Raw genomic sequence first — 19,395 nt, 5'->3', positions numbered from 1 at the left:
CACATTTACTACTTTATGAGGGAGCACAATGAATGTCGTTACAGGAAATGTCTGGAGTTCAGATTGATAGGTCAGGTGGATAATGTCAGGGATGGCGCAATGCTGAATTGTCTGCTTGTAGAGCGAAGACAGAGGACTACAACAAGAGGCCATCTGACAATTACAGACCAATGGCAATCAGATTCTAGAGAAGTTTCGCAATTACCTAAAGCATCCCCAAACCCGCCACCTGCTCTTCCAATCGGGTTGCTTCGTTTCGCAGATTGAATCAAGCCTAAAAACTAGTCACAAACTGTGGCGCTAGCCAGAGCCTCAGCACCAAAGGGTGAGCACTGCAAACCGTAAAGAAAAATTCATGCCTTTGTTAAATAACGGCGAAACATAGAGCTAAAATATGACATTCTGCCAATACTTATTAATAATCGAAGACTGGCACACCTTTATTGACCATTACTGAATTAGACCATTATCTTGAGAAGCGTCCCTATGAGCCTGAGCGATAAAATTAGCAATCAAGCAACCCAAGAGAGTTTAGTGGCAGACTGTGCCAAACTGATTGACGAGCAGGTTGCTGCGAAAAGCGGCATTTCTGGACTGGCTCTCAAAGCAGCTTACGGTGTAGTCAAAGGCCTTGAACCGGGCTATGTCCCAGCCGCAATTCAACGACTGTTGCCAGAAGTGGTTGCGGTGCTAGATCCGATGTGGGAGGAAGGCGTACAGTCGGGTGATCCAGTGACCTATTTAACCCAAAACCGTGCCCAAACAGCGGATGCCCTGCTCAGCATTACTGATGCCAAGATTGAGAAATCCAAGAATGGAGTCGTGCGGGCCTCCTATAATAAGCTCCGCAAGTCAGTCAAGAGTGATGTTGAAGAAGCGGTTCCAGGTTTGGCTCAAATTCTGGGTGCCCATGTGTAGTTTGAATCCTATGTAGTCTGCTCTTGTGTAGGCTGATCTGGGCCTGATTTTTGGTCTAATTTTATAGGCCAAGCCACCGAGGTGGTCAGCCAAAGCGCTACACTGAAGGGGGTTTAAGTTTCTTAAAGCTAGCTACTCCAAGTCCCTATGGCATTACCTTACAAGCTGCTGTTTGTCTGTTTAGGCAATATCTGCCGTTCGCCTTCAGCCGAAGGGATCATGAATCATTTGATCCAGCAGCGGGGCTTGGAAGGGCAAATCATCTGTGATTCTGCCGGTACGTCTAGCTATCATGTTGGCAGTCCACCGGATCGCCGGATGACCGCCGCCGCTGCTCGCCGAAATATTACCCTATCAGGTCAAGCGCGTCAGTTTGAGCTATCAGACTTTGAAGCATTTGACCTGATTTTGGCGATGGACAAAGACAATTACGAAAATCTACTCTACCTGGACCGTGAAGGGAAGTACCAGCACAAGGTAAAGCTGATGTGCGATTTTTGTACCCAGCACCGCGATCGGGAAGTGCCTGACCCTTACTACGGGGGCGAAGCTGGCTTTAACTATGTAATTGATTTGCTGCTAGATGCTTGCGAAGGGTTACTGGCCCATGTGCAGCAGGAGATCAGAGCTTAGGAGCCGAGCCGCCTAATCAACGCGCAACACTAGCCCCTTTAGGTACAAGCCTTCCGGGTGGTAGATGCTGACAGGGTGGTCGGCGGGTTGGGTAAGATGATGCAGAATTCGCGTGGGTCTCCCAGTTTCAATCGCGGCTGCCATTACCGCACCATTGAAGTACTCTGGAATCACAACCTGCGAACAGGAAAACGTGAACAGCAGGCCGCCGCGCCGCAATTTACTGATTGCAAGCTGGTTCAGTCGCTTGTAGGCCATCACTGCCTGATGCCGTGCCGAGAGATTTTTAGCAAATGCAGGCGGATCGAGCACAATGATGTCGTAGTCAGCATCACAGTCTTTTAAGAAGGTAAACACATCGTCGGTAAAAGCGGCGTGATCGCCTGTGGTTGGGTTCAACGCCACGTTATCCTTTGTCCACGCCACTGCCTTGGCAGAGCTATCCACCGAATGCACCACTCTAGCACCCGCCTGCAGCGCATAGATGGAAAACCCGCCCGAATAACAGAAAGTATTTAGCACTTTCTGATCTTTGGCGTAGTGGGCCAATAAGGCTCGATGCTCGCGCTGATCGAGAAAGAAGCCAGTTTTTTGCCCCGTCTGCCAATCGACTAAAAAGCGATGTCCAAATTCCAACACCTCTAGTGGGCTAGATTCGCCTAGTAAGTACTGGTCCTGCCTAGAAGCATCCTGAGAGGCCGCATGGCGAAACAACAGCGAGGCGCTTTTGTCGTAAACCGCTTTGAGTGCCGCACCATAGATATGCTGCAAACCCCTGACCAGAACCGAGCGCTGCTCGTACATGCCAATCGAGTGGGCCTGCATGACCGCGACACCGTTGTACCAGTCGATAATTAAGCCAGGAAATCCGTCGCCTTCTGCATTAATCAAGCGATAGCAGTTGGTGGTGGGACTGTTGACTAAACCGAGCTGCTGCCGGAGTTGATAGGCGGTTTGCAGTTTTTCTAGGAATAGCTGTTCTAGATCGGAGACAGGTGCAAAAGCAAAAATTTTGACAGCAATCGTGCCTGTTCCGTAGTGACCAGTTGCCAAAAACTCTCCTGCATGGCTATACACGTCAACCACTGCCCCTTCCCGCAGTTCGCCTTCGGTTTGCTTGATTGCACCGGAGAAAATCCAGGGATGAAACCGTTTGACGGCATCAGCTTTGTGTTTATGTAGAACAACGCGAGGAATAGACATAGAAAACCAGCAAAAATCGGCAGCAATGCAGCAGATGGGCTACTTCATCCTACAGTAGCAACCCGCTATCGCTTGCTGAGCCTGTGTTTATTTAACAGATTTGCTGAATGAGTTGGTGCAGTGGGGGAGGTGGTTCGGTTGATCTAGCTGATGTGCTCGGCTAGTCTACTTTAACGGCGTTGAGTTATTGCGGTTGCGTCGTTTCTGGCGATGCCGCACCAGCCAAGCAATACAGGCCACTAGAATTAGACCCAGAACAACTTTGGAAACTGGGCCAAGATATTCTTCTACTAGCTCGTAGTTGTCACCCAGCAGATATCCGGCAAAGGTAAGCAGCAACACCCACGCCAATGTACCCAGCGTAGAATAGACCAGAAATTCCCCAAATCGCATTCTGCTGAACCCAGCCGGCACCGAAATCAGCGTCCGCACTCCTGGTACTAAACGACCGAAAAACACCGCTTTTGTACCGTGCCGGTAAAACCAACGCTGGGCCTTGTCGATTTCTTCTCCCGAAATACCGAGCCACTTCCCATAGCGATCCAGCCAGTTTTTCAGGCGGGTTTCCCCCAAATAACTGCCAATATAGTACCAAGGCAAAGCCCCCAGCATGGTCCCAATTACTCCGGCAGCAACTGCTGGTACAAACGCCATTTTGCCCTGACCAATCGTGAATCCGGCTAGCGGCATAATCAGCTCGGACGGAATTGGCGGAAACAAATTTTCCAGAAACATCAGTATACCGATGCCCCAATAGCCCATTGAGGTCATGATTTGGGTAATCCATTCTGCCATGAGGTCACTCCTAACTGTTGCTGGATACGGTTGCTGAACGCCCTAGTTACGAAATTGGCTATTAATGCGAGTTATGGCTAAAAAACAGAAGCAGGCATTTGCCTGCTCCATTGAAGTTATCGCCTTAGAGCCATCAGGTTCCCATGGTCCAGGAGTTGATGTACTCAATTTGCTCAGCAGTGAGGCTGTCGATGGCAATACCCATTGCTTGCAGCTTCAGACGAGCAATTTCCCGGTCGAGTTCTTCCGGAATCGAGTGGATGCCCGGCTCCAGCTTGCCCTTGTTCTTCACCAAGTATTCGCAAGCCAGAGCTTGGTTGGCAAAGCTCATATCCATCACGGCACTGGGGTGGCCTTCTGCCGCTGCTAGGTTGACCAACCGGCCTTCGCCTAATACCACAACCGACTTGCCATTGGTGAGCCGGTATTCTTCAGTGAAGTTGCGCACCGTTTTGACTTCACTCGCCATTTCCTTCAGGGACTTGAGATCAATCTCGATATCGAAGTGGCCAGAGTTGCAGACAATCGCACCATCCTTCATGACCTCGAAGTGCTCCTTGCGGATCACATGCTTGTTGCCCGTCACGGTGATGAACAGGTCGCCCAGCGGAGCCGCCAGCGCCATTGGCAGCACTCGGAAGCCATCCATTGCCGCTTCAATCGCCTTGACCGGGTCGATCTCCGTCACGATCACATTGGCACCTAGACCACGTGCCCGCATTGCTGTACCTTTACCGCACCAGCCATAGCCAGCTACAACGACAGCCTTACCGGCTAGCAGAATGTTGGTAGCACGAATAACGCCATCCAGGGTAGATTGGCCGGTCCCGTAACGATTATCAAAGAAATGCTTGGTCTCTGCATCGTTGACGTTCATAGCCGGGAAGGTGAGCACCCCATCCGCCAGCATTGCTTTGAGGCGCACAATGCCAGTCGTGGTTTCTTCGGTTGAACCGATCAGGTCAGGAAGCTGGTTTTGCCGCTCTTGAATCAGCGTGGCTACCACGTCGCTACCATCATCAATGATGACGTTGGGCTTGTGATCGAGGGCAGTGCGGACATGACGGTGATAGGTTTCGTTGTCTTCGCCTTTGATGGCAAACACCGAAATGCCGTAGTCTACAACCAGGCTGGCCGCTACATCATCCTGGGTGGAAAGCGGGTTGCTGGCAATCAGCAGCGCATCGGCTCCTGCATTCTTGAGGGCAATTGCCAAGTGGGCTGTTTCAGTCGTGACGTGACAGCAAGCCACCAAACGAATTCCTGCCAATGGCTTTTCTTGCGCAAACCGATCTTGAATTTGGCGCAGCACGGGCATTTCCCGTCCGGCCCACTCAATCCGCTGCTTGCCAATTGGAGCCAGGGAAAGATCTTTAACGTCGTGTTTAACCTGAGTGATGGTGCTCATTATGATTTGTAAAGATTTACTTCGGAGACTGTCTTAACTAGACTAACAAAACACTTGCCCAGCGAATAGAAGCAAATCGTAAACAAAACCAGATCTGAAGCGATATTTGAAGAATTTTGAAATTTCAATGAACCAGAAAACCACACTGATGTCAAATCAGGGCATCTAGTTCAGTGCCTACTAACTACCTATCCGATTTCTCTGACTGCAAGTCAGTAAACCCCTCAGAGTTTTTGAATTTCAAAACCCCGCAGGATTTTTTGGATAGGCCCTCAGGGCTGGTAGACTTGGGCTTCAATGCCCTGTTGCTGCAATTGCTGGAGCAGTTCTTGCGCTTTGGTTTCATCGTTAAATGCACCAAGCTGCACCTTGGCTCCCTCATCGGGAAGGTTGCGGACATAGGCATCGGGCACGGCACTGCGAGCTTGCTGCAAGCTGGCATCTCCGCTGTATTCCGTCACAACGTAATAGTAGTTGTTCTGAGCAGGCGGGGTAGTTGCAGCGGTCGGAGCGATCGGATCAGTTGAAGCAGCAGCTACGCTGGGAGCGGGTTCTGCGGCCGGGACTGGCTCAATCGGCGGTGGCACAGTACTGATGGGTTCTGGTGAAACGGGAGCGGGTTCTGGGACTGGAGCAGGTATGGCAGGCTCTGGCACCGACATCACTGGGGGAGCGGCAGGCACCACAACGGTTGAAAGGCTGGGTTGAGGAGCGGGAGCCACAGGAATTTCCGAGGGAGCAGCAGCAGCGGCAGCTTGGGGCGGGCTGCTGACGGCAGGAGTACTCGGCTTGCCTACCGAAGTGTTGGACTTGGCTGATTGGGATTGAGTTGATTTAGTCGATTTTTCGGTTTGAGCACCAGAACGAGAGGTTTGCTTAGGCAGGGTGCTGAGCGTTCCCAAATCCAGGTCTACAAACTCATCCGAAGTCAGATCGGGAGAAGGAACTGTCCCTCCAGCGGTTGCCACAGGGTTGGTGGAGGAGTTGGCAGATGAGTCTGGATTGGCATCAGGAGTCCAAAGCCCTAAGCTGCCTGGATTCATAATTACATAGCCCAATGTTGTGCTCGCCAACACGAGGAGCAGCATCGACCCGATCCCCATGGGCGTGAGCAGGGTATTTAGCAGCGAATGGGTATTTAGATCACTGGGTTGGTCTGGATCTGCTTCGCCAATACTGCGCAACAGCTCTTCTGAGGATGCCAGGTAATCATCCGGAGCATTGGAGGCATCTGAGGTCGAGTAGGAAACCGGCTGCTGGACGAACTTTTGTAGCGTAGAACTAGGTGTATAGGCTGAGAGATCATGCTGCTCGGCATAGCTAGCAATGCGGGCAGCGGTCGCTTCATCAGCGGCTCGGTTGGCCCGAGGGTCTGCTGCAAACGTGACTGGAGCCGGAGACGCTGTCGGTACAGCCATTTCTGGCGGTTGCGGACGTGAGACCACCGTCTGATGAACTGTCTGATGAGCTGTTTGATGAACTGGATGAACCGGTGGAGTGGGTGGAGGTGGAGGTGGATTGATCTGAGCCGCAGACTGACCTACCTGAGACTGACCTACCTGACGAGTTGCCTGACTGTCATAGCTGTTATGGCTGTCATAAGTAGACGAGCCATAAGACGAGCCATAAATAGAGGAGCGGGGCGTTGGTAGCTGAATACTATGGTTCAAAATGCCAATGGCGGCTGCGCCTGAACTGGTGGCAGGAAACGGCTTCCGGCGGGGCACGGTGGTAGCGGGGTGGCGACGCTGACGACGATATCGGATCAGTTCCTCCTCGATCTGCACATCCAAATTTTCTAGTGCTGCTTGGAGGGCTGGATGCAGCACTACGGTAGGCGAAGGGGTAAAGGGTTCAATCGAGGATGGTTGACGCATTACAGTACTCCTGATCAGAGCCGAAAGTAATTGATGGAATGGAACTTTTGCATCGAGCAAGCGATGGATTCGACTAAACCCAAGGCTCGATCCAGCTAATCGACGGTTCTAGGAATTGGCCTCTACTGCACCTACCGCCCTACTCACTGTATCTAATTGCTACATCTAGAGGAACAGCTTGCAGATTGCCAGTATAAGCGCTATATATAGGCTCAGATTTGGATGGCGACTCTAATGGGTAACAATAATAACGGATTTTTAGAAAAAAGCTGCGTTTATTCTAGAACTCTTTCAAGTTTCTGCTGAAAACCAGCTCAAAGCCCGAATCTTGCCAAATTAGATTTCTAACTGGGTGCGGATTAACATTTGCGAAAGTTACGTTAGAGCCAATTGACCAAGTCTCACCCCATTAAATGTTTATGTTTTTAAGCTACTGCTAGTGTGTCATGGGTTTTCAATCACTGCCTCAGTTACTCGATACCATTGCTAATCAAGAGAGTTGGTGCAAGCGCAAACAGTTTCAGCTTCTCCTAGCCTGCTGGTTTGATGTAGTCGGAGCAGTGGTAGCGGCCCAAACTCGTCCCACCGGCATTCAGCGGCGGATTCTGCAAGTCGCCACCTCTAGTTCGGTTTGGGCGCAGAATCTGGCCTTTGAGCGGCATCGGATTTTAGAAAAACTTAACGCTCGTCTAGAGCTGGATCTAACCGATATTCGCTTCTCGACCGCCCACTGGCAAACCGACAAAAATCGCCAAGACGTTGAGAATTTTTCAGAAATCGTTATCCTATGGCGGGATCACCCCAGTCGGGTCAGCACCTCCTGCTTACCTCGGCAGTCCCGATCCCGCGATGCTGCTCCGCGCCTTGCTAGGCAAGACCCGCAAACCGCTTTTTTGAACTGGGCCAGAACCGTGCGTGCCCAATCCCAGCATTTGCCCCTCTGCCCAAGCTGCCATAGTCCCACTCCAGAAGGAGAACTAACTCGCTGGTCAGTTTGTTCCCTCTGCGCCGCTCAGCAATTTGGCCGTGTCGAATCGACTAGAGCATTGCCTAAAGCGCCCCTACCGGCATCGGGACCCCAACCGCTGCCGATCCCATCTGATTCCATCTGATTCCATTTGATCTAGCATCGAGTACGGCACCCAGTACTAGTCTCTAATTTCTGGCTAGTCCCTATTTCTTACTTCCCCCTGCACCTACCCTTGCATCGCATACAGTATCGGATCCATGACATTTCTCTCTATTATTTATGGGTTGTTTTTCCTCAGCACTCTCGGCATTTTTTGGTCGGTCGAGCGGCGGTCGTTACGGTTATGGGTTTTGCTGATTGCTAGCCTGGTATTCTACAGCTCGCTGCAAATTCAGTACGTACCGCTGCTGCTGGCAATTACGCTCGTGACGTTTTATGGGGGGCAGGCGATTGGCACCCCAATGGATTGGCGTGTGGAGGATCGGGACTGGCCGTTTGCCCAGCAGGACTGGAACCGCCGTCGGCTAGCCCTACTCTGGATTGGGATTGGCCTGAATTTACTGCTGCTGTTGGGCTTCAAATATGTGCCATTTCTCCTAGAGTCGTTTGGCGGTATTGCAGGCATTGCAGGAGCGAACGAACAGGCCGACTGGATTCGTCAGCATGTGATTGCACCTCTGGGCATTAGTTTCTTTAGCTTTGAGTGCATTGCCTACCTCGTGGATGTGTATCGCGGTGCTCCGGCCACCCAGAGTTTTTTGAAATTTTCCTCCTATAAGCTGTTTTTTCCGAAACTGCTCTCTGGCCCGATTACACGCTTTCATCCCTTTGCGGCCCAAGTCCAGTCCCTCAAGTTTCCGGCCACGAGTCAAATCATCGACGCCCTCTGGCTGATTGCTAGCGGTGCAGTGAAAAAGCTCGTACTGGCCGATCATCTCGGTACTGTAGTTAATTTGATTTTTGGCAATCTAGAACGGGCCGGTAGTGGCGATCTCTGGTTAGCAACCTTGGCCTACGGATTGCAGCTTTACCTCGATTTCAGTGGCTATGTCGATGTGGCGCGGGGTTGCGCGATCCTGCTGGGGTTTGATTTGCCCCAAAACTTTGACTTTCCCTACTTCTCAACCAACATTGCTGACTTTTGGCGTCGCTGGCACATGACGCTAGGGGACTGGCTGCGCAACTATCTCTATTTTCCCCTGGGTGGATCTCGGCGTGGCCTCTGGCGCACCTGCTGCAATTTGATGATTGTGATGGTTATCGCCGGAATTTGGCATGGCGCAGCTTGGGGGTTTGTGGTTTGGGGTGGTTTACATGGCCTAGCCCTAGTGATTCATCGCCTCACAGCTGTCGCCTCCGACCATTGGCAAATCCTGAAAAACTGGTGGAGCAGTGTACCCGGCGCAATAGCAGCTTGGGCACTAACCCAACTCATGGTCTTTACCACCTGGATTTTCTTTCGCCTCCCCGATTTGAGCCAGTCCAGTCTTGTTGTGCAGCGCTTGTTTGGTCATACGGCAGATGTACAGTTTGCCCAAAAAGTCTATGTAGAGAGCTTGCAGATCGACCGGCCCCATCTGGCTCTCTTGCTCTGGGCTATTGTGGTAGGGATGGGCATTGCCTACGGCCTCAACCGCGCCCTCAAACTGCAACTCGCCTGGACCGTGAAGCTGCTGCTTGTTCCCCTTTGCCTATTTGCCGCTTGGCTGTTGGCCCCCAACGAAACCCCGCCCTACATCTACTTCGATTTCTAGCATTGGCTTCTGGGCAAAAACATTCCCTTCATCCCATCTACCCCTTACTCATCTACCCCTACGCCCCTACGCCCAGCGATTCACCTCTTCCAACAACCAGGGATCAACTGGTTGACCGTCGCGTCGCTGGAGGCCAATCTCCACTACCATCACCTGACCGGAGCCAGGAGGAGCTGGCTTTTGCACAAAGCTAATGTCATAGGCATTGGGGTCTTGATTATGCTCGCGGAGCCAGTCCTGAACGCGGGTGGTAGCAAAAAAGGATTGGCCCTGGTCAAACATGCGGGTTATTTGCATTTGCAGCGAGAACGGATTCAGTCTCGGCATAAAATTTGCCTCAAATACAGTGCTGTCCCTATCCTACTTAAGATCAACTGTCCGGCAACCAAGGCTGACCTGCTGGGCCTGCATCACCTAAGCTGAACCGGCTCATCATCGGCTCATCCCAACCGCCAAGCTAGCCCTACTGACCGTTGCTCTGCAACTGATTAATCACCTGCTGGATCCGATTCGACAGGTCAGGATTAGCCTGGTGGGCAACCGTGATTTGATTAAAGCGAGTGATGGTGAGATTGTTGCGCTCTACAATAGCAATTGCCTGATTGCAGTAATCAACCGCAATATCGCGGATGGTATCGGGTAGATCGCTCAAGCTACTAGGCCGATGGCAAGCCACGACGGGAACATCACTAGAACCAGACATCTGCTTGATTTTGTTGTAGGCCGCCTGCCGAATCGGCTCAATTGCCAACACAGACCGGGCATAGCTTTGCACCTCCTGATCGGACACAGATTGGGCAAAGGCTACTCTGCCCACCGTAAAACTGAGCGAGGTGAGGCTAGACGAAGTCGGGGATGAACTTGGAGTAACTTCTAGTAAAACACCAACAGAGGAAAGAATACCCACCACCAAAACTTGCAGCAATAGTCGAATGCTGCACCGAGGCAGCGGACGAAGCACAGTAATCATAACCGTTTTATATCGTCGCCTGAAATATTTACATATCTAACTCTTTTGAATTATTTTAAGCAGTCGAAGTTCCAGCGCAATGTATCGAAGCTCCTATAGAGTAAAATTGGCCGAATTTAGCTGCAGCTTGTCACGGCAGCAATCTACCGAAGCTGGCTTCTAACGCTGGCTTTTAACTAAGCAACACAGCCATCAACCAACAAAAGGGATACCAGATTTGATATCCCTTGCCCATACTTCTATTGCTTACTGCTCACTGCTCTACCAGTGGCTGCTCAACTGGCGACTGCTCAACTAGGGAATTCCAGTCCTAGGACAACTCCCGTCTACCTACCACATGCCGCGTACCGGCTGGGGTGCAGGTTGGGCTGCCGGAGCAGGTGCAGGGGCTGGACGGGGAGCCGGAGCTGGAGGGGGAGCCGGAGCTGGACGAGCAACGGGTTCCTGTACGGGAGCTTCGCGGCGAATCACTACCGGAGCAGGTTCAACTTCGACCACCTGGTTGCTGACTGCCAGAACAAACCCCCTTGCAACTGTGAGCACAACCTGATTTCCAACTTCGAGGCCGTCCCGATTCTCATTTTCTGCCGCAATTGAATAGGTGCGAGTTTCGCCATTCTCTAGCTCGATGGTGACTCGATCGCCTTGAATTGAAGTAATCGTGCCACGTACAGAGTCAGTCGGACGAGGAGGCACCCCTTCCTCAGGCGGACGATTGACTTGACTTACATCAAGTTGAGCAACGTCTTGTGGTGTTACTTGTGAATTAGTTACTTGTGAATTGCTTAGAGTATCTTCTTGTGAAGCGAGTGGGCGGGCAACACTTGGATAGGCCGCAGCCAAACAAGCAATCAGCGATGCGGCACCAGTCAATAACCTAATGTTGGGAAAAAACATTGTAAAGCACTCCTTGTTTACATGAGGTTGCGTTACGGGGCTGCCGTAGTGTAAAAACCCAGAACGTATAAAAACCCAGAAGCGACAACTCAGAATCTTGTCTTTTACAGAAATCAGTACAAAACCAGGATGTAACGTAGTCTTAATGAGGAAACCGCAAGTCTTACTTAGATATATACCTAGAATCAAGGCTTAAGTGCAATCCTAATAAAAAATTCCAATTCGTTCGCTAAAAGATAATATGTGCCAGTCCATTCGCAGCTATATCTAAAGAGGTACTTTTTCAATGCGTCTTCTAAATGTGCAGTGATTTCCCAGGAAATGCCACAGATGATTAAACTCTGAAAGGCTTGAGAATAGAGAACCGTAGCCGATTATCGCAGAGTATATCTAGCTAAACAGGTCTGGCTAGCATCAATTCAGTCCATCGACAGCACAATTTTTCCGGTCGTTGATCCTGTTCCGATCAACTGATGGGCTGTTGCTGCCGATTCTAGGGGCAGCGTTTGCTGGAGGTGAATTTTTAGCTCACCACCGTCGAACAACCGTGCTCCCTGCTGCAAAATTTTGGCCTGATCTTGCTGGGCTTTTGTGATTCCTTTCAGCATTGGGGTGAGCATCAATTCATAGCTGAGGCGGAGATTGCGGTCGCGAGCTGTTTTCCAGTCGGTATTAGGGTCAGGGGCCAACAGGGTGACTACATCGCCGTAAATGCTGGTGACTGCAAATGATTGGGATAGCACAGGTCCCCCTACTGTATCAAACGTCAAATCGACTCCTTCTCCATCCGTCCAATCCATCGCTGCCTGCGCCACATCGGTTTGACGATACAAAATCACCCAATCGGCCCCCAGCGAACGCACAAACTCTGCCTTTTCTGAGGAGCTGACAGTGGTACAAACCGTTGCGCCGGCCAGTTTGGCAAGCTGAATTGCGATATGCCCAACGCCACCAGCCCCCGCCTGAATCAACACCCGTCGCCCTGCTTCCAGCCGGCCCCGGTCATACAACGCCTCCCATGCAGTGATCAGCACCAACGGCACTGCCGCTGCTTCGGCAAAACTCAGAGATGCGGGCTTTCGAGCCGCGAAGCGTTCATCCACTACAGCATACTCAGCATAGTTGCCGGGATGCCCTCCCAACCCGCCATTGCAGAAATAGACCGCATCACCCACTTGAAAAGATTGCACGCCATCCCCAACCGCTTCCACGATCCCAGCTCCATCACAGCCCAAAATGGCAGGCAAGGCATCTGGATAGAAGGCCCCCCGCTGGCGAATTTTAGTATCGATTGGATTTATCCCTGCTGCCTTCAAACGCACCAGCAGCTCGGTGCTGTGCTGGATTTGGGGTTTGGGAACCTCTCGAACTTGCAGGACTTCTGGGTCACCCACTGCGGTCATCACAACGGCCTTCATCATCGGTTTCATGCCACTCCTCAATTCGTAGATCTGAGTTCTGCGTTCAGTATCTCAGCATAAAACCAAGGTTGAACCATCGGATGACAACAAGAAAAATTACGTCCTAAGACAAAGCACCCGGACAGCAAATTCATGTGGCGGACAGCTATCCAGATGCTTTGAGTTACGAGCAGATGTTGCGTTGCTCGATAGATGGTGACTGAGTTAATCGGCCAAGCTACCCACACTGAGGGGCACCATCTCGCCGGTGGTGGTGAGTCCTAACAGCATTGGCTCCTTTGGTCGGATCAATTGACCCGTGAGGACACAGCGCTCTTCTTGATTAGCAACTGCCTGTACGCTGGCCCGGATATCCTCCTGCGAACACCGAAATTGATACTCTCCTGATTTCTGCCGTACATAGTTCCAAAGCACATCGCGAATTAACGCCTGATAGCCTTGATTGCCAGACAACTCCTTGAGTTTCTCCTTCAGTTCCCGCTCTAGACGGATGCTGGTGACTTCCATATCAGTAGTGGCCGTGCGGTTAATCGTATACATCACAGTTCCTCCAAAATTTGATCGCTAACTGAACAAAGAAAGTTTGAGCAAGGTTCAAGATTTGAGTTTTGCGGCTTGCTTCTGCGTAGCAGTGTCTTGTTGGCACAGCCTGTGCATAACACGTAGTTTTGGATTATTTCCGGAATAGAACGATGGGCAGGTGTAGCTGCTCGGACAGCTACAAGTTGGTAGGACTATTCCTTAAATTCCAAACCCACAACTTAAAACTCAACGCTTATAAACCTCCTTGATTCAAACTTTCACGAAAGATCTAGACACTTCCGTAATACAAGTGTAGTATGTTAACTGAGAGATGCAAGCCTTATCTTTCCAGTTTTTCTAAAGGAGAACCATGATTCGTTACCTCATGACCACTGATAGAGCGATAGCTGCAGCGCCCACTTGGGGTAGCAAGTGGTTGTCGCTGGTGGCATGTCAGCTGGCGGCATGCCAGTTGGTGGTATGTCGGTGGAGGTGGGGCAATGGCACAGCAGAAATTGGTGCAGGTAATCACGCACAAGTTAAGTGCACACAAGTTAAGCATGCACAGGTTAAGCGTGCGCAAGTTAAGCGTGCGCAAGTTAATAGTGTTCGACCTATTTGGCGGCGGCTGGATCCAGCGATTCTGGGTCAATCCATTTTGGATCAATTCATTCTGAAACAGCGCTTAGATCGAGTCGGGTCGCAGAGAAGCGGGAGGTACGGCGGCAGCCAGCGAGGCAGTCTCGTACCAAGAGAGGACTAGAAATACCTGTATTTGGTGTTCGGCCCCCGCTTCTACTCAACGGAAGTGGGGGTCATTGATTTGATGGCATTTTTAGTACTGATGGAGTCTCTCGGTCATGCTGAAAGTTACTTATTTAGACAGCGGTTTATATTTGGAACACCTGCAAGAAACCGTGGAAGACTGGTTAACCCTGCGGGTGATCTTAGCGGTGAGAATGGGCCATCGCTTGGTGATAGAGCGCAGCACGGCTTCGTTGCTGTTGCCCATTAATCTAGTGAAACGTTCTAATCTAGAAGCCTTAGCCTGCCAAGAACCTAATCTTTTCATATCTCCAGTAGATAGCGAATACTTGGAAGTCAGCCTTCAGGGAACGTGGGTATGTTCTGATGAGAGCGGCGAAGGTGTATTTGTGACGGCACTCAACTCGACGATCGAGACGGTTTTGTTTAATTTGTGGCAGGTGGCCGCAGTCGGGGCTTCTTCATTTATCTACTAGAGGTCGATCGGGGCTTATTTACTAGGAGACTGATTGACGTTGGCATATTATCCCCAATCGGCCATTTCGGATTCGGAATCACTTGTAGTCTGAATGTATTATAATGTAGTACGACGTTGCTAAATTCTTGCAGTCTGCCGGATGGTTAGCGCAAGTCTGAATTGTGATCAGTCATTGAGATTAGAAATTGTCCTCCTTGGAACTGTAGTTGACTCCATCTTTCAGGAATTTAATTTTCTTCACTCTTCTGCCTCAGATATATCTACAACGCTCATCTAACCTTAGCTCCTTAGCTATCTCAGTATTTCAGCATTAATTCACCTTAGCCTTACTTCAGAATTCCTATGTTGCTCTACATTCATTTCCTTGAATTTTTTGTTCCGGCCAAACAGGAGCCTGCCCAATCCCGCTCCAAGTCTGACTGCCAATCAAACTCAAATTCCGCTGCTGCCCTGACCGCTCGCAAGCGCCAATCCGCTCAAGCAGTAACCAAGCAGCTGCATGAATTAAAGTCCAACTATTCCCTGGAGCGCCGCCTCTTCTGGTGAAACTCCAGATATTCAGGAGAGCAATTTAACTATGCCAGTCCTAACAACACGCCCCTACAGAGGTGAAGTCGATCTACCACTGATTGTGGACTTCCTGAATGCCTGTGAAGCAGTTGACCGCGAAGACAATTTTTATTCTGCTACTGATCTGGGCCTCAGCTTTGCCGAGCCAGACTTTGACCCAACGCAAAACGTGCGGTTGTGGGAGGATGAAGCGGGGCGCTTAATTGCCTATGCCGACCTCTGGACTCCGCCTGAACCTTTAGAGTCATTAGATGGATTTCTTTGGTTTCGGGTGCTGCCCACCGAGCGCTGGCAAGGTATCGAGAGAGATATACTCGCTTGGGCTGAAGCACGGGTCCATCAGGAAGCCACGGTACACCAACTGCCCGCCAAACTGCAGCTGAGCTGTCGTGATTGCCAATCAAACTGCATTGTGTTCTATCAACAGCACGGATATAGTTACGAACGCCGTTTCCTAACTATGGCTCGATCGTTGACCGAATCGATTCCTGAGCCAATTTTGCCAGAAGGGTTTCAAATTATCCAGACGCGGGGTGTCGAAGATGCGGCTGCGTGGGTAGAGATGTACAATCAAACGTTCATCGATCACTGGAATTTCCATCCTCAAACAGTAGCCGAGCACAGCTACTGGCTATCAACGCCAGTTTACTGTCCAGAGCTAGATCTAATTGCCGTTGCTCCAGACGGAACCTTTGCAGCCTTTTGCCACGGCCATATTGATGCCGAAGAAAACCAACAAAAAGACCGGCGTGAAGGCTGGATTAATAGCTTGGGAACACGGCGTGGCTTTCGGCGCATGGGGTTGGCAAGAGCCATCCTGCTGACAGGTTTACAGCGGCTGAAGGCAGCCGGAATGGATACCGCCAAACTGGGTGTGGATACCCAAAATCCGAACTCAGCGCAAACGCTCTATGAGTCTGTCGGTTTTCGAACGCGATATGCATCTCTGTCTTATAGCAAGACAATTTCTAGCCAGACAATTTCTTAAGAGCAAAAACAGCACGAATTGGCAACCTGACTCATTTCACCTGCTCGATCGAATACTTCTGGTAGCCTTGTTCTGCCATCCATTTGGATAGCGCTTTCATTACAACAGGGGCACGACGATCGGGCAGGCGAATTAAACAGCCGTAGTCGAATAGCGGCGTTGGAGCCATTCTTTGAACTTTTTCAGACTCCCAAAAACTTTGGGGAATTTTGCTGTCAAACGTAATTTTGATGTGCTTCATTCTCTTCCTGGGGCGCTAGTCAACTCATGGAGAACACCCTGATGAGAAAGGCATTATAGAACAGTTGCCTTTAAACCATGCCTTGAACTAACTCAGCAGAGGAGCTACAGCCTCACATTTAGGGATCTATTCGGTGGTAGTTGCTGCGGTACTTTCTGAAGTACCTACCGGATTATTTGCTGTGGTACTTTTTGGGGCACTTCCCACTGGGGCAGTGTCTAGGGGATTAGACTGGAACACACCAAATGTAGCCCAAACCATGTAGCCATTATTACGCACTCCTCGCCCATATATAAATTTCTACCACAAAAGAACGGTTGACTTCTGTACTTCCTCAAATAAAAGGGGGAGATCCAGTAGATCTGGACTACAGCCTTTTCCTGGTTCGATTTAATACTTCTGAAAAATGAAACTACAGAAACCGCCATTTGTAGTAGATCACATGAGGCTAATTTAGCCTTTGTCGGGTTTACTTAAGCCGGAACTTGTGCTGCTGCCGGTGGGGGTGAGCGGTCAGCGGCAGGTTCACTTCACCCTGATTGCAATCTTTCTTAACCCATCTTGATTAGTTCAGTCAAGAGAGCAGACTTGTGCTAAAAACTCTCAACAAATCCTCATGAACCGTAACCCATTCCGAACAAGAAGCTTAAGGTCCAAGGAGTCCTGATGTTCTCGTGGTAGCTTGTGGCTAGAAGGGACCGGATTCAGTTAGGTTCGCTTGCGGCCTTTGAATTCGTTTGATTGCTTTCGTTCTATCTCTACTGTCGAACTTGTCGGAGATTCTGCCATGATACAAACTCCACCGCCTCCTTCGATCACACCACGCCAAATGAATTTGCTGCGAGTTGTCACAGCGATGGCTTGGGCCGATGGCGGTTTAGCCACTGAAGAAGTTGATGTGATGCTAGACCGATTCAGCAGCATTTTTGCTGCTGATGCGCCTCAGCAGCAAATGCTACGCCAAGAATTACAAGACTACATGATGCAAAATATCCCGCTTGAGGAGCTGACACCCAAACTGCAATCGACCGAAGAAAAAGAGCTGGTGCTGTGGCTCGGCTATGAAGTGATCTGCTCTAGTGCCCGTTCGCCGGAAGAAGAGAATATCAATGAAGAAGAAGAAGCTGCCTATCGGAAACTGGTAGAGCTACTAGATTTGCCAGCAGAAACAGTGGAACGAATTCAGGCTGAAGTTGAAGCAAGCCATGAGTCCGGCAGTTTGATTGATAACCTGACGCGCAAGCTAGAAGAGTTTATGCGTTGACGGTATGAACAGTAATCTAAGTATCTGGACTTGTGCAGGAGCGATCGTTCGACCGCTCTTTTTTTGTTCTGTAATTCGAGCAAATCAAGGGTCATACCAGTTCTTAGTTTTGAGTTTTGAGTTTTAAGTTACGGAACCTGCACAATCTAGTCTGTTGAGCTTGGTGATCTGTAGCTCAATCAAAGGGAAATGGTATCAGTGACTTAAGCTGCGTTTCTTGAGCACTAGAGACTCAATGCTATTTTAAGATTCCACAAGATACACGAAGAAGCCATAAGAAGTGCACCAATGCAGCCAGATCATGCGAATATCAATTGCATTGGTCGAAAAATTTTGCTTTCGCGATTTTGCAGTTTTAAGCTTGTGTCTCCTGTTTTGATGTTTGAGCTGATCAATATCGCTTCGTTTTCTGATTTCCTTCATTTATTTCGAACCACAGCTTACCGTTCTCGATACACCCATTCATTCATCTATCAGTTGACTCAACTATGGACATTCGTTTCTCTCGTCGGGCTTTTCTGCAAACCGCATCACTAGCGACCGCTGCCATGGTCTTGCCGATTGCCAGTCACGCTGGTCAGGCCGCTCAGGTGATGCAGCCTTCTCCGCAGTTGCGCAATCCCGGCTTTTACCGTTTCAAGTTGGGCGATTTTGAGCTGGTTTCGGTGAGCGATGGCACCCTGTCGGTTCCGGCGGCTGGATTTGCCGGTAATGCCAGCCCAAATCAATTGGCTGAAGTGCTGCAAGCTGGGTTTGAAACCGAAACCCTGACGGCCCATTGCAATGTTCTATACGTCAACACCGGTCAACATCGAGTCTTAATTGACACGGGAAACGGCGCGTTGTCCGGTGATACAGCCGGTAAACTGTTAGCCAATTTGCAGGCGGCCCAGATCAATCCCGCAGATATTGACACGATTATCATTAGTCATGCCCACGGCGATCACGTTGGCGGTTTGCTGGATGCGTCTGGCAATTCTGTGTTTACCAATGCCCAATTTTATGTGCCACGTTTAGAGAACGAATTCTGGATGCAGCCGCAGGTAAGTTTACCCAAGATGGGTTTAGATGAAGCGGCAAAGCAGAAGATGATTGAAACTGCCAAGCGCCAGCTCGGAGCTATCCAGTCGCGCCTGACGATTTTTGAGCCTGAACAGGAGATTATTTCTGGATTTTCTGCGATACCAGCGTCTGGGCATACGCCCGGCCAGGTCGCAATTCGCATCCGTTCTGGCAATCAGTTCCTGACCCATACCGCCGATGTTGTGCACACGCACCATATCAATCTCTGGCATCCCGACTGGCAGCCCATCTTTGATGCTGACCCCGCTCAGGCTGTTGAAGCCCGTCAGCGAATTTTGCAGCAAATCTCGGACAGTCGCGAGCTGATGTATGCCTATCATTTTCCATTTCCGGGACTGGGCCATATTCGCCCTCGGGCAGGCGGTGGCTTTACCTGGGAGCCGGTAAATTGGCAGTTTGAAACATGATAAAACATCAAGGTTTTAGGTAAGTAGGTCAACCAAATCAAACGGTAGATATAGTGCGGGCATCTTGCCCACGCCCGCGAGACGCTAGCCCTACGGATCTTCAAATTAATGATGTTGATCTACTTACAGCGTTTTTCACTCATGTGAGGTACAGGAAGTATGGGGGCACTGCCCCTGCACCCCGTTTTTCGGACTTCACTAGCCTGAAAAAGGCTATATTTGACATAAATG

At 50.3% G+C, this 19,395-nt stretch carries 18 protein-coding genes; 8 read left to right on the top strand and 10 right to left on the bottom strand.

Annotation, left to right across the window (positions count from 1 at the left end):
* Nucleotides 1-486: 486 nt before the first annotated feature.
* Entirely contained in the window at nucleotides 487-918 is a 432-nt protein-coding gene (locus HJG54_RS26525) for a DUF6918 family protein (RefSeq protein ID WP_316432220.1), read from the top strand.
* A 147-nt stretch (nucleotides 919-1,065) separates the two neighbouring features.
* Entirely contained in the window at nucleotides 1,066-1,551 is a 486-nt protein-coding gene (locus tag HJG54_RS26520) for a low molecular weight protein-tyrosine-phosphatase (RefSeq protein WP_035999068.1), read from the top strand.
* Nucleotides 1,552-1,563: 12 nt separating this feature from the next.
* On the opposite strand, the gene HJG54_RS26515 is transcribed toward HJG54_RS26520, so the two are convergent.
* The 4 genes from HJG54_RS26515 to HJG54_RS26500 all read right to left on the bottom strand — a co-directional run bounded on the left by HJG54_RS26515 (nucleotide 1,564) and on the right by HJG54_RS26500 (nucleotide 6,834).
* Nucleotides 1,564-2,754, bottom strand: coding sequence for a class I SAM-dependent rRNA methyltransferase (locus HJG54_RS26515; protein WP_316432219.1), 1,191 nt, complete (start codon nucleotides 2,752-2,754; stop codon nucleotides 1,564-1,566).
* Between the two features lie 165 nt (nucleotides 2,755-2,919).
* On the bottom strand, nucleotides 2,920-3,549 hold the full coding sequence (locus tag HJG54_RS26510) for a DedA family protein (protein WP_316432218.1): 630 nt from the start codon (nucleotides 3,547-3,549) through the stop codon (nucleotides 2,920-2,922).
* Nucleotides 3,550-3,682: 133 nt separating this feature from the next.
* A complete protein-coding gene (ahcY, locus tag HJG54_RS26505) occupies nucleotides 3,683-4,957 on the bottom strand; it encodes an adenosylhomocysteinase (RefSeq protein ID WP_316432217.1) in 1,275 nt (424 codons plus the stop codon).
* A 272-nt stretch (nucleotides 4,958-5,229) separates the two neighbouring features.
* Nucleotides 5,230-6,834 (bottom strand): SPOR domain-containing protein, encoded by a 1,605-nt coding sequence (locus HJG54_RS26500; RefSeq protein ID WP_316432216.1) that lies wholly within the window; start codon nucleotides 6,832-6,834, stop codon nucleotides 5,230-5,232.
* A 446-nt stretch (nucleotides 6,835-7,280) separates the two neighbouring features.
* Between HJG54_RS26500 and HJG54_RS26495 the strand changes: the two genes are divergently transcribed.
* The gene (locus tag HJG54_RS26495; protein ID WP_316432215.1) at nucleotides 7,281-7,946 is read left to right on the top strand and encodes a DUF721 domain-containing protein; all 666 of its coding nucleotides are present in this window, start codon (nucleotides 7,281-7,283) and stop codon (nucleotides 7,944-7,946) included.
* Nucleotides 7,947-8,061: 115 nt separating this feature from the next.
* Complete coding sequence (locus tag HJG54_RS26490; protein WP_316432214.1) at nucleotides 8,062-9,558, top strand: MBOAT family O-acyltransferase; 1,497 nt, start codon at nucleotides 8,062-8,064, stop codon at nucleotides 9,556-9,558.
* A 66-nt stretch (nucleotides 9,559-9,624) separates the two neighbouring features.
* On the opposite strand, the gene HJG54_RS26485 is transcribed toward HJG54_RS26490, so the two are convergent.
* The 5 genes from HJG54_RS26485 to HJG54_RS26465 all read right to left on the bottom strand — a co-directional run bounded on the left by HJG54_RS26485 (nucleotide 9,625) and on the right by HJG54_RS26465 (nucleotide 13,386).
* Nucleotides 9,625-9,885, bottom strand: coding sequence for a hypothetical protein (locus HJG54_RS26485; RefSeq protein WP_316432213.1), 261 nt, complete (start codon nucleotides 9,883-9,885; stop codon nucleotides 9,625-9,627).
* Between the two features lie 136 nt (nucleotides 9,886-10,021).
* Nucleotides 10,022-10,528 carry a DUF4168 domain-containing protein gene (locus tag HJG54_RS26480; RefSeq protein WP_316432212.1) on the bottom strand — a complete coding sequence of 169 codons (507 nt, stop codon included), beginning with the start codon at nucleotides 10,526-10,528 and terminating at the stop codon, nucleotides 10,022-10,024.
* Nucleotides 10,529-10,858: 330 nt separating this feature from the next.
* Nucleotides 10,859-11,425: a DUF1344 domain-containing protein gene (locus HJG54_RS26475; protein ID WP_316432211.1), complete on the bottom strand. Its 567-nt coding sequence runs from the start codon at nucleotides 11,423-11,425 to the stop codon at nucleotides 10,859-10,861.
* Nucleotides 11,426-11,844: 419 nt separating this feature from the next.
* Entirely contained in the window at nucleotides 11,845-12,846 is a 1,002-nt protein-coding gene (locus HJG54_RS26470) for a zinc-dependent alcohol dehydrogenase family protein (protein WP_316432210.1), read from the bottom strand.
* A gap of 204 nt (nucleotides 12,847-13,050) precedes the next feature.
* Nucleotides 13,051-13,386, bottom strand: a complete 336-nt coding sequence (locus tag HJG54_RS26465; RefSeq protein ID WP_035999092.1) for a hypothetical protein — start codon at nucleotides 13,384-13,386, stop codon at nucleotides 13,051-13,053.
* Between the two features lie 842 nt (nucleotides 13,387-14,228).
* On the opposite strand from HJG54_RS26465, the gene HJG54_RS26460 reads away from it, so the two are divergent.
* Nucleotides 14,229-14,609: an alr0857 family protein gene (locus HJG54_RS26460; protein WP_035999097.1), complete on the top strand. Its 381-nt coding sequence runs from the start codon at nucleotides 14,229-14,231 to the stop codon at nucleotides 14,607-14,609.
* A 579-nt stretch (nucleotides 14,610-15,188) separates the two neighbouring features.
* Complete coding sequence (locus HJG54_RS26455) at nucleotides 15,189-16,169, top strand: GNAT family N-acetyltransferase (RefSeq protein ID WP_316432209.1); 981 nt, start codon at nucleotides 15,189-15,191, stop codon at nucleotides 16,167-16,169.
* Between the two features lie 31 nt (nucleotides 16,170-16,200).
* On the opposite strand, the gene HJG54_RS26450 is transcribed toward HJG54_RS26455, so the two are convergent.
* Nucleotides 16,201-16,410, bottom strand: a complete 210-nt coding sequence (locus tag HJG54_RS26450; protein ID WP_035999105.1) for a hypothetical protein — start codon at nucleotides 16,408-16,410, stop codon at nucleotides 16,201-16,203.
* A gap of 787 nt (nucleotides 16,411-17,197) precedes the next feature.
* On the opposite strand from HJG54_RS26450, the gene HJG54_RS26445 reads away from it, so the two are divergent.
* Nucleotides 17,198-17,674, top strand: a complete 477-nt coding sequence (locus tag HJG54_RS26445; protein ID WP_211619834.1) for a TerB family tellurite resistance protein — start codon at nucleotides 17,198-17,200, stop codon at nucleotides 17,672-17,674.
* 488 nt (nucleotides 17,675-18,162) lie between these two features.
* Nucleotides 18,163-19,164, top strand: coding sequence for an MBL fold metallo-hydrolase (locus HJG54_RS26440; protein WP_316432208.1), 1,002 nt, complete (start codon nucleotides 18,163-18,165; stop codon nucleotides 19,162-19,164).
* The last annotated feature ends 231 nt before the right edge of the window (nucleotides 19,165-19,395 follow it).

The sequence above is a fragment of the Leptolyngbya sp. NK1-12 genome (assembly GCF_032598965.1).
Classification (GTDB): Bacteria; Cyanobacteriota; Cyanobacteriia; order Elainellales; family Elainellaceae; genus Elainella.
The sequence above is the reverse complement of the archived record's forward strand: the minus strand, read 5'-3'. Positions and strand labels throughout refer to the sequence as shown.

Coding starts and splice junctions, on each gene's coding strand:
- HJG54_RS26525 (WP_316432220.1), top strand. CDS start 487: ATGAGCCTGAGCGATAAAATTAGCAATCAAGCAACCCAAGAGAGTTTA.
- HJG54_RS26520 (WP_035999068.1), top strand. CDS start 1,066: ATGGCATTACCTTACAAGCTGCTGTTTGTCTGTTTAGGCAATATCTGC.
- HJG54_RS26515 (WP_316432219.1), bottom strand. CDS start 2,754: ATGTCTATTCCTCGCGTTGTTCTACATAAACACAAAGCTGATGCCGTC.
- HJG54_RS26510 (WP_316432218.1), bottom strand. CDS start 3,549: ATGGCAGAATGGATTACCCAAATCATGACCTCAATGGGCTATTGGGGC.
- ahcY (WP_316432217.1), bottom strand. CDS start 4,957: ATGAGCACCATCACTCAGGTTAAACACGACGTTAAAGATCTTTCCCTG.
- HJG54_RS26500 (WP_316432216.1), bottom strand. CDS start 6,834: ATGCGTCAACCATCCTCGATTGAACCCTTTACCCCTTCGCCTACCGTA.
- HJG54_RS26495 (WP_316432215.1), top strand. CDS start 7,281: ATGGGTTTTCAATCACTGCCTCAGTTACTCGATACCATTGCTAATCAA.
- HJG54_RS26490 (WP_316432214.1), top strand. CDS start 8,062: ATGACATTTCTCTCTATTATTTATGGGTTGTTTTTCCTCAGCACTCTC.
- HJG54_RS26485 (WP_316432213.1), bottom strand. CDS start 9,885: ATGCCGAGACTGAATCCGTTCTCGCTGCAAATGCAAATAACCCGCATG.
- HJG54_RS26480 (WP_316432212.1), bottom strand. CDS start 10,528: ATGATTACTGTGCTTCGTCCGCTGCCTCGGTGCAGCATTCGACTATTG.
- HJG54_RS26475 (WP_316432211.1), bottom strand. CDS start 11,425: ATGTTTTTTCCCAACATTAGGTTATTGACTGGTGCCGCATCGCTGATT.
- HJG54_RS26470 (WP_316432210.1), bottom strand. CDS start 12,846: ATGATGAAGGCCGTTGTGATGACCGCAGTGGGTGACCCAGAAGTCCTG.
- HJG54_RS26465 (WP_035999092.1), bottom strand. CDS start 13,386: ATGTATACGATTAACCGCACGGCCACTACTGATATGGAAGTCACCAGC.
- HJG54_RS26460 (WP_035999097.1), top strand. CDS start 14,229: ATGCTGAAAGTTACTTATTTAGACAGCGGTTTATATTTGGAACACCTG.
- HJG54_RS26455 (WP_316432209.1), top strand. CDS start 15,189: ATGCCAGTCCTAACAACACGCCCCTACAGAGGTGAAGTCGATCTACCA.
- HJG54_RS26450 (WP_035999105.1), bottom strand. CDS start 16,410: ATGAAGCACATCAAAATTACGTTTGACAGCAAAATTCCCCAAAGTTTT.
- HJG54_RS26445 (WP_211619834.1), top strand. CDS start 17,198: ATGATACAAACTCCACCGCCTCCTTCGATCACACCACGCCAAATGAAT.
- HJG54_RS26440 (WP_316432208.1), top strand. CDS start 18,163: ATGGACATTCGTTTCTCTCGTCGGGCTTTTCTGCAAACCGCATCACTA.